The sequence below is a fragment of the Roseibium litorale genome (genome assembly GCF_014842915.1).
Taxonomy (GTDB): domain Bacteria; phylum Pseudomonadota; class Alphaproteobacteria; order Rhizobiales; family Stappiaceae; genus Roseibium; species Roseibium litorale.
On record NZ_JACYXI010000019.1, the window covers coordinates 24,217 to 37,191 of the forward strand.

Genomic DNA, 12,975 nt, shown 5'->3' on the forward strand with positions numbered 1-12,975 from the left:
CAAAGCATGGCAACACTTCTATTGGGTGTGGCTGCGTCGGCTCTTGTCGGCGCAACCGGCACAACCGGTATTATTGCGTCGGCCATAACGACAGCAGCGAGCCTGGGCGGGTCGCTGATTGACGGGTGGTTGTTCTCGGGCGGGGCATCCTCGCAACATGTCGAGGGGCAGCGGCTCGAAAGCCTGCAAGTGCTGTCTTCGACCGAAGGCGCGGCGATTCCTATTATCGCCGGTTGGGCACGGGTTTCCGGGCAAGTGATATGGGCAACCGCCTTGACCGAGACTGTATCCACGTCGACGCAAAAAGCAGGCGGGAAAGGCGGTGGCGGTGCCAAAGTCACAACCACGAGCTACGCCTATTCAGCGAACTTTGCGATTGGCTTGTGTGAGGGGCCGATTTCAAAAATCTTGCGGATATGGGCAGACGGGAAGGAGCTTGACCTTACCCAATTCAGCCCTCGCGTTTACACGGGCACGGAGACGCAAGGGCCTGATCCTCTCATTCAGGCGAAACAGGGAACGGCGGACGTTCCAGCCTATCGCGGTCTTGCCTATGTTGTTTTTGAAGACTTCGCCCTGGCTGATTATGGCAACCGGATTCCGCAACTGACCTTCGAAATTATCCGGAGCGTTGGTTATGAAGAAGAGATTTTGCCGGGCGTGTGCCTGCTTCCTGGAGCCACTGAGTTCGGCTATTCGCCGGAACTGGTCAAGGATGTAAGCGGCAATGCAAGCACCGTTGACAACAACCGCCATACGCTTGTTGCGAAAACCGATTGGGAGCACTCGCTTGACCTTTTGCAAGCGGTCGCGCCCAGCGTTCAATCCGTTGCCTTGGTCGCCGCCTGGTTCGGAAGTGACTTGAGGTGTGAAAGTTGCTCCATCGCGCCAAGAACCGAATACCTCAAGACGACGACCCCGATTAGCTGGAAGGTCGCAGGGCTTAGCCGGGATACGGCAACGCTGGTTAGTTATGTCGATGGCAAACCGGCTTTTGGCGGGTCACCAGACGACGCCAGCCTGATTGCGGCAATTCAGGACTTGAAGGCGCGTGGACTTAAAGTCCTGCTTTATCCCTTTGTCATGATGGACATTCCGGCCGGGAACGGTTTGCCGGACCCATACGGGGGAGGCGAGCAAGCGGCATTTCCCTGGCGTGGGAAAATCACCTGTAATCCCGCAATCGGTCAAGGCGGAACGCCGGACAAGACGGCAGCGGCAGCTACTCAAGTTGCCGCCTTTCTCGGGTCTGCCGGTGCCGGGCATTTTTCGGAGGTCGGCGGCGCTGTTGTCTATTCTGGTCCGGCTGAATGGTCCTATCGGCGGTTCATCCTGCATTTTGCGATGCTCGCGCAAGCTGCCGGTGGGGTTGATAGCTTTGTGATCGGGTCCGAAATGCCAGGAATGACCAGCATTCGCGGGGCCGGGAACAGCTTCCCGTTCGTGGACGGCTTGATTACCTTGGCAAGCGAGGTGCGTTCAATCGTTGGCGGCGCGACGAATGTCGGCTACGCGGCGGATTGGTCCGAGTATCATTCTTACCGGCCGAACGATGGTTCTGGCGACGTGTTCTTTCATCTGGACGCGCTTTGGGCCAATGCCGAAATCGATTTTATCGGCATCGACAACTATATGCCGCTGTCGGATTGGCGGGACGGCGCGGGGCATCTGGACCATGGCGACGGTTCGGCAGGTTCGCCGTCGATCTATAAAACCGACTACCTCAAAGGCAATATTGAAGGCGGCGAACTCTACCACTGGTACTATGCCAGCGATGCAGACCGCCTGAATCAGATCAGGTCGCCAATCCGGGATACCGCCTATGGGGAAGATTGGATTTTCCGCCAAAAGGACTTCCGCAACTGGTGGCTAAACGCGCATTATGACCGGATCGGCGGAGTGCGCTCGGCAAACGCAAGTGCCTGGGTGCCTGAAGGCAAGCCGATTTGGTTTACCGAGTTCGGGTGTCCCGCAATCGACAAGGGCAGCAATCAGCCCAATGTGTTTTTTGATCCGAAGTCGAGCGAAAGCGAAGTTCCCCATTTTTCATCTGGCGTTCGCGACGATCTGATTCAGCGGCGCTTCCTGAGAGCAACCGTCGAATACTGGCAGGCAGCAAGCGGCAATAATCCGGTCTCCGGAGTATACGGCGGGCGCATGGTGGATACGGGCCATATGTTCGCCTGGGCTTGGGACGTGCGTCCTTTTCCGTCCTTTCCTGTCGATGGTGACATTTGGGCGGACTACCGGAATTTTGAGACGGGTCACTGGCTTTCGGGACGGCTCGGCAGTGCGCCTGCCGATGGCGTGGCTCGTATGATGCTATCGAAAAGCGGTCTTACCGAGAGCGCCGATTTTGATACAGCTGAATTCGCGGGCGTTGCCGATGGTTTCATTATCGACAATGTGACCAGCGCCCGCAGTGTTTTGGAAACGCTCGGGCAGACCTTCTTTTTCGACGCGCTGGAATCGGGCGGGCGTATTGAAGCGCGTTTGCGCCGCAGCCGTCCCGCTGTACGCGAGTTGACCACCAGCGGACTTGTCGAGCAAGGCAAGGACAAGGACCTTGCCAAGATCACAAGAGCGCAGCAAACCGAGTTGCCGCGTGCCGTCCGCCTGACCGGCTTTGACAGCTACCGTGATTTCCAGACCGTCACGGGCGAAGGTCTCTTGGAAGAGGTAACGAGTGATCGGGTGCAAGTCGGTACCCTGCCGATTGTCATGCACTATGAGCGGTTCAAGGCGCTGGCAGAGAACCTTCTTCAAGATGCTTGGGCAAGCCGTGAGACCGGAACCTTTGAAGCGCCGCCAAGCACACTTGATCTTGAAGTTGGCGATATCGTCGGCCTGACTTATGCGGGGCGGCGTCAATTGATGCGGCTCACTTCCATTCGGGACGGCGCGGGGCGCTCTGTCACGGCGCGAAGCTATGACGGCTTTGCCTCGGAAGCTGCCGGGGGAGCCAGCCGGGCACCAACGGCAAGCAAGCGGAAAGAAACGGCGGCGGCATTTGGCGTGTTCATTGATGGGCCGTTGTTGCGTGACACAGACAATGCCTGGGAAGGCTATATGACCGGCTTTCAATTGCCGTTCCGGCCGGGCCTTGTGTTTCTATCCAGTCCTTCCGACAGCGGCTTTGTGTTGCGCGGGACGCTGGAAACGGCGGGGTTGCTGGGCGCACTCGTAGGGGATTTGCCGCCGGGGCCGCTTTATCGCTGGGATATGACAAACGGGCTGATTGTCGAACTGGTGAGCGGGACGCTTCAAAGCCTGGACGATCAATTGGTTTTGGCAGGCGGAAACGCGCTCTTGGTGCAAGCGGCTTCCGGCGATTGGGAGTTGCTGCAATTCGCGAATGCCGAGTTGATCGCTTCGCAGACCTATCGCCTAACCCGGCTGCTGCGGGGGCAGCGGGGCAGCGAAAACGCAATGGGGGCACCTGACGGCGCGCGCATCGTGGTTCTGTCTGGCGGAGCAATTCAATCCGGTCTGGACCGGGGGCAAGTTGGCTTGCCGTTGAATTGGCAAGTGGGGCCTGCGAACGCGGCAATCGGGAGTGAGGCCTTTGCTGAATATAGCTTCACATATACGGGGCGGGGCGAACGCCCTTTGTCGCCTGTGCATCTGAAAGCAAGGGCTTTAGCTGGCGGTGATGTTGTTCTGTCCTGGATACGGCGCACCCGGATCGGCGGTGATGGCTGGGAAACGGAAGACGTTCCCCTAGGCGAGGCAAGCGAAGCCTACGATGTCGAAATCTGGAATGACGGCGGTTTGGTCCGGACCTTCAGCGTACCGGCTGAGACGGCGACCTATACGGTCGCTGATCAGGTCGCGGATCTGGGCGGAACAGGCCAAAGCTTTACATTCAAGGTTTTCCAAGTTTCCGCAACATACGGACGCGGCACGGCCGCAACATCGACTTATCAGGGGGACTATCAGCCATGACAACAACTCCGATCTTGAGCTTGCCGGAAATTGCAGCCGCTCAAAGCCAGAAACACGTCACCCACAACGAGGCCCTCGGGGTGCTCGACGCGATTGTTCAACTGTCGGTCTTGTCGCAAGCTCAAGAAAATGCGCCGGTAAGCCCTGCAAACGGTGCACGTTATATTGTGCCTGCGGGGGCTGCGGGTGATTTCGCGGGGCAAGACGGCAAGATTGCCAGCTACCGGGATGGGGCTTGGTCTTTCTATGCGCCGGGGGCAGGGTGGTCCGCCTATGTGGTGGACGAAGGCGGTTTTGCGCTCTTCCGAAACGGCGCATGGAGCGGGCCGGGGGAGGCTATCGTTTCCTCAACGCTTCACGGGGCGCAAAGCAGGATTGTGACCGTTGAGGAGGAGCTTTCCTTGACCGGTGCAAGCGTGTCAAGTTCGATTGTCATACCTGACCGGGCCATTTGCTTCGGTGTCTCAACGCGGACAACGGAGGCAATAACGGGAGCTACTTCATACAACTGCGGCATTTCCGGCGAGGCTTCCAAATTTGGCGGGGCGCTCGGGATTGCCGCCGGTTCGACAAACGCAGGGGTCATCGGGCCTCAGGCATTCTACATTGATACGACCATTACCATTACTGCGAATATGAGTAGCTTCACGGGGGGGAAAGTACGGATTGCACTTCACTACTTCATGCCCAGAGTTCCCCAGATATAACATAGCTTTATTGTGTATTTTTATCCTCCGTAAAATGAGGGACAAACACAAGAACGGATAAGTAAAATGCAAATATTGCAGAAATGTAAAATATTTGATCAACGTAATCAGGGAGCATATCTTTAAATATTTCTTCTTCGAATGGTGATTTAATTTTATAATAATCGTGGTAACTGCGGGCGCCCATAAGATAAATACTTGGAATGACCAAATCAGTAATCATAACTAAAAAATTAATGGCAGCGAGTACTGGATAGAGTTTCGCATAGCCATCGGGATGTTTGTACGCGACTATTCCTAATGCGCTGAAACCAGCTAGGACAAGGCCGTAGATAAATGTTTCCATGTAATCTCGCCAAATCTTGAGATCTAATGTGTGTTGAGTAGATGAATGGGCATTTATAATACTTGAATATTGAACATTCTGATTGGAAGGGCGATCCAGAGCTTTCAGAATGAGCTTTGCTTCTGACGTCCAAAATTCCTCATTCGAGGTGAGTGTGAGCAAAACAACTCAGCCGCGCAAGCGGCTTTTTTTGTGCCTGAAAGGAGGCGTCCCATGAAAGTAAGTGAACGCGGTCTGGCATTCATTGCCGGACACGAAGGGTTTGTGTCTCGCGGCTACCGCGATACGGGCGGGGTTGTCACAATCGGCTACGGCTTCACCATGAGGTCGAAGGTTTTTGCTGCTTGGTGGCTTGCGAAGTATGGCCGCAAACTGCGGGTGAACGACCGCATGAACCAGGCCGAAAGTGATGATGTTCTGGCGAGGATGCTTTCGGAGGAATACGAAAAGGCCGTCCGCAGCAAGATGCCGCCGAACGCCAAGCAGCACCAGTTCGATGCGGCAACCTCTGCGGTCTATAACCTTGGGTCTGACTTCATGGATTGGCAAGCCGCTAGGCTCTGGATCGCGGGAAAGGTCAAGGACGCGGCGGGTTATTGGGCAACCCATTACAATACGGTGCGCGGGTGCAAGGTGGCTGGGCTGGTACGCCGCCGCAAGGAAGAAGCGCATTTGTTCTTAACCGGCAACTATGCCGGGGTTCGTGAAGGCGATCAGCGGACGGCAAGCCCTGCAAAGCCGGAGGTTCCGGACCCGGTTGTCATGGAGGTGCAAAAAGCGCTGAAGCGTTTCGGCTTCGATCCCGGCGGCATTGATGGCTGGATGGGAACACGGACGAAGGACGCCGTGATTGCCTACCAGAAGACGCATCCCAACCTTGAAAACGATGGCATCATTGGACCGGCAACCCTGGCGCAACTGAGAAAGGACCTCTTGGCGCTCAAGGAGACTGTGACGGGCAGCGGCGGGATTGCAGGCCTTGGGGTGGCGTCTTTCTTCGCCGGTCTGCCCTGGGGCTGGATTGCCGCCGGAGGGGCCGGGCTTCTTTGTCTGTGGCTTGTCATTCGCTACCGCGATTCAATCGCGCGTTGGATCAACCAGCTTGGCGGCGTGGAGGTGGCGTAATGATCGGCATGATCTTGAAATGGCTGTCGGCCGGTCTTCTGGACCGGCTGTTGACGCATCTTGAAAAGCGCCTCGACCGGGACACCGAAACCAAGCGCATCGCCGCCGATGTAGTCAAAGAAGAGATCCAAGCGGAAATGCAGGCGCGGGCAGAAGCCCGTAAGGTGCTGATTGCCGAAAGCGGTCATTTCTGGTCGGGGGTTTGCCTGGATAGCCTGCTTCACCTTGGTTTGCGCGTGGCAGAGGTGCCGGTTTTGCGGGAGTGGGGCGGGGCGATCATTGCAAGCCTGTTTCTTGTCGATGGCGTTCAGAGCGTGGCGCGTGGCATGGCCGCGAGGTTCACGAAATGACGGGGCCGATCACGTGGGACCAAGTGACTATGCTGGTCGGCCTTGCCGTGGTGCTCTGCGGGGCTTGGTGGTTCCTGTTCAGCTATGTCCTGGCGGTGAAGAAGGAATTGCATGAATTCCGCCTGGAGGTCGCCAAGGACTACGCCAGTCAAAGGCTCTTGAAGGATCTGGAGAAACGGGTTGTTCTGGAGCTGAAAGAGCTTCGTGAAGAGTTCCACGTCATGCCCGAACGGCTGGCGGCTCTTCTGAGGGCTGCAAAACATGACTGAGAAACGAAAACCGCGCCTCGATTTGGGGCGCGGTTTTTTTGTGTCTGGAGGGTTGGGGGGGGCGTCTATCCAATCTGTTCATCCCTGGAGCAGTTTTCTTGCAAATTGTTTAGCAGGAATAAGATAAGTTCGTGATGCCTCGCTGTCATAGAGAAATAAAACATTCAGCCAAGTGGTTGAGTATCTTGAACTGTATTACACCACTCTACGAATTCTTGACCTAGCGGAAACTGAATACGACTCTTAATGCTTCTAAGCCAATGTGAATATTCGTCTTTAGGCAGGCAGCTCGCTCCAAAAATGAAGGTCGGTTGCGCCCAAGGCTGAATTTCATGAACACGTGTTTTTCTAGACCTAAAGAAGTTTAGATCTTTCGCTCTCCAACGAAGCAAATGTAGTTGTCTAAGATCAAGGGTGCCAGATAACGATTCTAGTAAACGGATCTGTGATGCATCAAACGATATGTGCTTACGCACACCCAACTCCAAAAACCAAGCTCTGGCGCAATCTAATGGTCGCATTCGAGGGGATAGAAGGAGGTCAGTAATTTCGGAGTTCATATCTTCGAAGCCTTTAATGTTCGAAGTCATAAACTCTTCAATCAAAAGACATACATCTTTTGCAAATGGAATCAGTTCGGAAAGGTGACTGCGAACGTATTTCGCAACTTCTTCGCTCTTAACTAAACGCATCGCGTGAAGAACGATTCTAATGCGCCCCATATCCCAAAATGGTTCGTTCAGAAGTTCTTCTAGCTCTGTGCACAGGTCTTTTAGCATAAGCTCTTTTAGGGCTTCTTTATCATAGTCGTCATGACCGTACGCGGCCCAAAATAGCTTTTCTGTAGCAAATTTTTCTTTGGAATCGTCATCTTCAGCTCCGGGGGTGGTGCTCGAAGAGATAAACTCATCCCAAGTTAGAATTCTTGTTTTTTGAATATTTAGGCTTAGTCCCTCGTTCTCTGTGAGTTGTTTTGCCAGATAGCCCAAAGCCGCATACGGATCTTGACCCTTCTTTACAAAGATGAGCATGTCATCAACGTAACGAGTATGATTATAGCCCTCGGAAATAAGTCCCATGTCGGTGTCGTTTAGGGCTGCTTCTGCCAGAAGTCTGGATGCGTTGGACCCCACAGGCAGGCCAAATGACTGACGGCTTCTCCAGTCTGATATGAAGCTTTCTATTTTCTTCACTGTTCTAGAATCACCCGAAAGGCTAATAAGTATATTCTCCAATCTGTGTCGATATATTCTTGAGTAGTAATCAGAAATGTCTGTTCTGATTACGTGACTGTTTTCATCGGAAAATACTTCTAATTTTATTAGTTCTAGCCAATCTCGGTATGTTCTTTCTTCGTGAAATAGATCTGTGTGTAGACCTGGTTTTTTTCTGTATGAGAAAGCCCGATTGTGATCTAGCGGGTCTCGCCCCTCTTCAACCGCGTCGAAAATTCGTAATACGAGCGCGGTGTAAATAACTGTATCAATAGCGAATGGTTGATGCGCGGCTCTGAAACCGAATTTGGATTTGGGAACAAGGGACTCAACCAAACTCATCGGATGGTAGTCGTTTAGATCTAATAAACTCAGTTTTTCGGCAATTTCTGCTTTCCGATTTTGCAAGAACTTGAGTTCAAGAGGGTAGGGAAAGATATCCGTGTCACCATGAGCGGCTATGTGTTCTACTGCGCAATTGAAATATTCAATTGGAAGCCGCATATTCGTTTCTCCCTTGCAAAATATTAAATATTATATCCATCAGCGATTTTTGCTGCTCAGAAATGTGGTGTAAAATCTGACCTATTGGCATTTTATATTGCGATTTGTTGCGTTCTCGAGCGCGGAAAATTTTTGAATCGTGAGTATGCCTCGACAACTCAAGCAGGTTTCCAGAATTTGTACAATCTAAATTGCAAAAGGTCCGGGCCGATGAAATTAGTGAGCGTTGAAATAGCGCCATAACGCTACAATAATCGGCACCTGGGGACCAATCAGAACCGTAAGGCTGATTGCGACGAGGGCGCTTGTTTTGAGGGCGCTGAGAGCGGTTCGGGCAAGCATTTGAACACCTCATTGATGCCGGAGCTTATAGATTCTAATCTTCACACTCGGCTGCGCAAGCGATTAGCGAGGCATCATGTTCCGGCAAAGTGCTGAAAGCCTCATAGATACGACCGTTCAAGAGCAATTCGCGTCGGAAGGTCTTGTCTCGGTTCAGATAGAACGCGGCACAGATTTTGACGGAGACCCAATTTTTACCGTCAGGGTCATCGTGAACAATGGAGGCAGGACCATCGATCCTCAAAAGACCACGAGCTTGACACGTCAGGTTCGTGCCAACCTTGCGGAAATCGGCGAAACGTCCTTCCCTGTCTTTTCGTTTATCTCAAACGACGACTTTAGCTGATGAGACTGAAGGCAAGTTTCTTGACCACGGACAGCTTGTGTTCCAGCGTCGGACCCTTGCCATAGACGGGCCGGTCGAACTTGTGCCCCATAAGATCTGTTTGCATTCGGTCGGTAACGTCGAGCGCGGTCAAGCCGTCCTGGAATGTGTGGCGCAGCCCGTAGAACGAATGGTTTGGGGATTCTCTCAAGTTATGTTCTGAGAGGTATTTGTTGACCGCTGCGGACAGGCTCGACGTCCTTTCGCTATAAGTCCTGCTGTTCAACTCAATCAGCATTTTTGCGCCGGTCAGTGCGGAGCCGCAAAGCGGGATTACCCGCCTTGAATATTTTGTCTTCAGTTTCCTGCCCGGCTCCGGCTCAATGACGATGTGCGGGATTGCTGCGTCAACGACAAGATTCCGGGCTGCGCATCTGGCGATTTCAGACGGCCGCGCCCCGGTTGACGCCATAACGAAGACGATTGCCCTGGCTTCGGGGTTTAGTGTTGCCAAGCCGGGCAAGAGCTTGTCTTGTACCCATGGCCGCGAAAACGGGTGTTTCTCGGGTTCTTCGTCAGAGGGGAAGAGCATTCCCCGGAACGGATCGTTCTGCGTGATCCGATGAAACTTGCAGACCTCCCGGTGCATCTTGGCAAGATGGTTGAGGTCTTTGTTTGCTGAGCCTGATTTCAGGTCTTCGGTTTCGAGCCGTTCCAGCCACCAGTCCTTGAACTCAAGAGCTTGATATTGGTCTGTCTTGTCCAGAGACGTATCAGAAACGACCGATAGCCAGTTCTTGATTGCCCTCTTGCGGGGATTTCTCCAAACGCGCAACTGATCGTCGGACTTGCCTTTGATTTGGTCCTTGGCGATTCTTTCGTACTCGGTCAGCAGGTCGCTAAACCGTATCTCCGGGAACTTGGCGGTGCCGAACAGGGCTTGAAAGTTTGCGCCGGAATCGGGACCGACTTCGGCAAGCTTCACAGCCCGGTTTACAAAGTCGGACGGCGGAAGCTGGATGACCTCTGAAAACGGCTGATATTGAAACCCAAAGATAGAGGCGAGGTCGATAGCCGCGCGAAAACGGTCCGGTGCGTGGGTGCTTCCGCTTTTAACAAGGCTCGCCCAATAGGCGGTCAAACGCCGGTCGATTTCACCGGCCCGAACGAGGGCTTCGGCCTCGTCCTTTGTCTTCAGGGCTTGTTTGACCTTTTTGCGCCGGTCCACCTCGCGATAGGCAGCGGGCACCTTGCGCCGGTAATGATACCAGTCGCCTTGTTTTTCGATGTACTGCTTATATGGCAGCATGAGACCCCAAGTGCCCTAAAAGTGCCCTAGAAAGTGCCCTAAAAGTGCCCTGGCGAATAGAATTCTAACCCCGGTACAACTCAGGCGGTTGCGAGGTTGGCGGAATTCTGCGGATTATGTCAAGTGGGGGATAAGAAAGAGTGGCTCCCTGAGCAGGACTCGAACCTGCGACCATTCGATTAACAGTCGAACGCTCTACCAACTGAGCTATCAGGGATCACCAGAGCGGTGCGGCTCGTGTCCGCCCCGTCGATGGAGATGCGTATATCAAACGCTTTGCCGGTTTGCCAACCCCTCAGGTCAGATATTTTCACCGAAATGCGGATTTGGCTGGGGAGGGTGTGGAAAACTTTCGTGATTTCAAACGGCTAGCTGATGTTTTTGAGACCGGAAATCCTGTTTCGCCAGCAGAAATCTGCCGGTTTGGGTTCTGATACAGAGCGTGACCGTCATTTAAGCCCATTTGTTTCACGGTCCCGCAGCATCGCGGCGGTGCCGCGGGAGATGGGCCGTGCCCTGTTTATCCTATCGGCCACGGATGGAAGCCGCTTTCCGCTTCAGAGCCTGCTTGCCGGGCGCAACGGATGCCGCTAGACAAGAGGGGTCATGGTTCCTGACGCTTGGCTGCATTGCCAGGCTGAAGGATGAAACGGGAATGCGGTGCGGAGATCTTCTCCCAAGCCGCGGCTGCCCCCGCAACTGTGAGCGGCAAGGGGCCCTGCATGTGAACCCACTGGCGGAAATCCGCCGGGAAGGGGTAGGGAACCGGTTGGAGCCGCAAGCCAGGAGACCGGCCTGACACCTTGTTTCAATCCAGCGCTGTCGGGTGGACGGCTAGGAGACCTTTGATGACTGATCCCTTGAAAAGGGCAGCGCCTCCCCGGACCGTGCTCGTGCTCGGCGGCGCAAGATCCGGCAAGAGCCGGTTTGCCGAATCCCTTGCCCTCAACAGCGGCTTGTCCCGTCTTTATGTGGCAACCAGCCCATTGATCGATGCGGAGACCCGTGACCGTGTGGCCCTGCACAAGGCGCAGCGCGGCGCCGGCTGGCGCACGGTGGAAGAAGAGACGGATGTGGCCGGCGTTCTGGAGTGCGAGGCAGGTCCAGGCCGGGTCATTCTGGTCGACTGCCTGACCCTGTGGCTCAACAACCTTTTTTTCAAAGAGCTGGATGTCGAAGCCGAAACTGAGCGTCTTTGCCGGACTGTCCGGCACCTGAAGGGGCCAGTCATCTTTGTCTCCAACGAAATTGGTCTCGGTCTTGTGCCAGAGACCAAGCTTTCCCGTGACTTCCGCGATGCGCAGGGGCGGATCAATCAGGCGATGGCGGACGTTTGCCAGAGCGTTGTGTTTGTCGCCGCCGGACTGCCGCTCACCATGAAACCCTCCAATCAACCGGATGTAACCCTATGACTGTCGCTTCTATCAAACCGGGTCAGAAGATTCCGGCCACCATCGTCACTGGCTTCCTGGGGGCAGGCAAGACGACGCTGATCCGCAATCTTTTGAAGAATGCGCAAGGCCGCCGCATTGCGCTGATCGTCAATGAATTCGGCGACATGGGCTTTGACGGCTCGCTGCTGAACGGCTGCGCCGATCCCGATTGCGCCGCTGATGAGGTGGTGGAGCTGACCAACGGCTGCATCTGCTGCACCGTTGCCGACGATTTCCTGCCGACCATGGAAATGCTGCTGGCCCGCGACACGCCGCCCGAGCATATCGTCATCGAGACTTCCGGCCTGGCACTGCCCCAGCCGCTGGTGCGGGCCTTCTCCTGGCCAAGCGTCAAGACCAAGGTGACCGTCGACGGTGTGGTGACCGTTCTGGATGCTGCCGCGCTGGCCGAAGGGCGGATTGCGCTGGATGAAGAGGCTCTGGCAGAGCAGCGGGCAGCCGACGAGGCGTTGGATCACGACAGCCCGGTGGAAGAGCTGTTCCATGATCAGCTGGCCTGCGCCGATCTCGTGGTGCTCAACAAGGCCGATCTGGTCAGTGCAGATGCCTTGGCAGAGGTTCAGGCTAAAATCGCTGCCGACGTGCGTCCCTCCGTGCATATCGTTGCCTCCGAGAAGGGGACGCTGCCGATCGAAGTCCTGCTTGGCCGGGAATCGGCTGCCGAGGACGACATGGAAGCCCGGCACGAGCATCACCATCATCACCACGATCATGATGATGACCACGACGACCATGACCATGATGACGATCACCACCACCACGACCATCATCATCACGATGACTTCGAGAGCTTCGTCATTCCGGTTCCGTCCTTCGCAAGCCTCAAGGATGTGGAAGCCCGTGTGCTGAAGGGCATGGCCGTCAAGGGCGTGTTGCGCATCAAGGGGGCGGTTGCCATCGAGGGAAAGGCGGCGCCTGCCATGGTGCAGGCCGTGGGCCCGCGTGTCGAAACCTGGTTTGCCTCCGGGGCAGACGGGTCGGGCCGTCTCGTGGTCATTGGTCTGAAAGGACTGGATCTTGAGGCTGTGAAGGCGCTGTTCGAGGCTGTGGCCGAGGCGGCGGAGTGACCAACGCGCCTATACATG

General features: G+C 55.0%; 11 protein-coding genes, 1 tRNA gene and 1 riboswitch. Of the genes, 8 read left to right on the forward strand and 4 right to left on the reverse strand.

What is annotated here, in order from left to right; all coding sequences use genetic code 11:
- The first annotated feature begins 6 nt into the window (after positions 1-6).
- Entirely contained in the window at positions 7-3,945 is a 3,939-nt protein-coding gene (locus tag IG616_RS21060; RefSeq protein ID WP_192150619.1) for a baseplate multidomain protein megatron, read from the forward strand.
- Positions 3,942-4,652, forward strand: coding sequence for a DUF2793 domain-containing protein (locus IG616_RS21065; protein ID WP_192150621.1), 711 nt, complete (start codon positions 3,942-3,944; stop codon positions 4,650-4,652). Before IG616_RS21060 ends, IG616_RS21065 begins: the two co-directional genes overlap by 4 nt.
- 7 nt (positions 4,653-4,659) lie before the next feature.
- On the opposite strand, the gene IG616_RS21070 is transcribed toward IG616_RS21065, so the two are convergent.
- On the reverse strand, positions 4,660-5,160 hold the full coding sequence (locus IG616_RS21070; RefSeq protein ID WP_192150623.1) for a hypothetical protein: 501 nt from the start codon (positions 5,158-5,160) through the stop codon (positions 4,660-4,662).
- 51 nt (positions 5,161-5,211) lie between these two features.
- On the opposite strand from IG616_RS21070, the gene IG616_RS21075 reads away from it, so the two are divergent.
- Genes IG616_RS21075 through IG616_RS21085 form a run of 3 tightly spaced genes read left to right on the forward strand, consistent with a single transcriptional unit; the run spans position 5,212 to position 6,742 of the window.
- A complete protein-coding gene (locus IG616_RS21075) occupies positions 5,212-6,123 on the forward strand; it encodes a glycoside hydrolase family protein (protein WP_192150629.1) in 912 nt (303 codons plus the stop codon).
- On the forward strand, positions 6,123-6,473 hold the full coding sequence (locus IG616_RS21080; protein WP_192150631.1) for a hypothetical protein: 351 nt from the start codon (positions 6,123-6,125) through the stop codon (positions 6,471-6,473). The genes IG616_RS21075 and IG616_RS21080 overlap by 1 nt, the downstream gene beginning before the upstream one ends.
- Positions 6,470-6,742, forward strand: coding sequence for a hypothetical protein (locus tag IG616_RS21085; protein WP_192150633.1), 273 nt, complete (start codon positions 6,470-6,472; stop codon positions 6,740-6,742). The genes IG616_RS21080 and IG616_RS21085 overlap by 4 nt, the downstream gene beginning before the upstream one ends.
- 164 nt (positions 6,743-6,906) lie before the next feature.
- Here the strand turns inward: IG616_RS21085 and IG616_RS21090 are convergent, their stop codons facing one another.
- The gene (locus tag IG616_RS21090; RefSeq protein ID WP_192150635.1) at positions 6,907-8,460 is read right to left on the reverse strand and encodes an RNA-directed DNA polymerase; all 1,554 of its coding nucleotides are present in this window, start codon (positions 8,458-8,460) and stop codon (positions 6,907-6,909) included.
- A gap of 418 nt (positions 8,461-8,878) precedes the next feature.
- On the opposite strand from IG616_RS21090, the gene IG616_RS21095 reads away from it, so the two are divergent.
- Positions 8,879-9,148: a hypothetical protein gene (locus IG616_RS21095; protein ID WP_192150637.1), complete on the forward strand. Its 270-nt coding sequence runs from the start codon at positions 8,879-8,881 to the stop codon at positions 9,146-9,148.
- Here the strand turns inward: IG616_RS21095 and IG616_RS21100 are convergent.
- Both IG616_RS21100 and IG616_RS21105 read right to left on the reverse strand, forming a co-directional pair.
- The gene (locus IG616_RS21100) at positions 9,141-10,436 is read right to left on the reverse strand and encodes a DUF6538 domain-containing protein (protein ID WP_343072410.1); all 1,296 of its coding nucleotides are present in this window, start codon (positions 10,434-10,436) and stop codon (positions 9,141-9,143) included. The genes IG616_RS21095 and IG616_RS21100 overlap by 8 nt on opposite strands.
- Before the next feature lie 141 nt (positions 10,437-10,577).
- Positions 10,578-10,653, reverse strand: a tRNA-Asn gene (locus IG616_RS21105).
- 373 nt (positions 10,654-11,026) lie between these two features.
- Positions 11,027-11,248, forward strand: a riboswitch (cobalamin riboswitch).
- 36 nt (positions 11,249-11,284) lie between these two features.
- Between IG616_RS21105 and cobU the strand changes: the two genes are divergently transcribed.
- Both cobU and cobW read left to right on the forward strand, forming a co-directional pair.
- Complete coding sequence (gene cobU / locus IG616_RS21110) at positions 11,285-11,848, forward strand: bifunctional adenosylcobinamide kinase/adenosylcobinamide-phosphate guanylyltransferase (protein WP_192150639.1); 564 nt, start codon at positions 11,285-11,287, stop codon at positions 11,846-11,848.
- Positions 11,845-12,957, forward strand: coding sequence for a cobalamin biosynthesis protein CobW (cobW, locus tag IG616_RS21115; RefSeq protein ID WP_192150641.1), 1,113 nt, complete (start codon positions 11,845-11,847; stop codon positions 12,955-12,957). The genes cobU and cobW overlap by 4 nt, the downstream gene beginning before the upstream one ends.
- Positions 12,958-12,975: the final 18 nt, after the last annotated feature.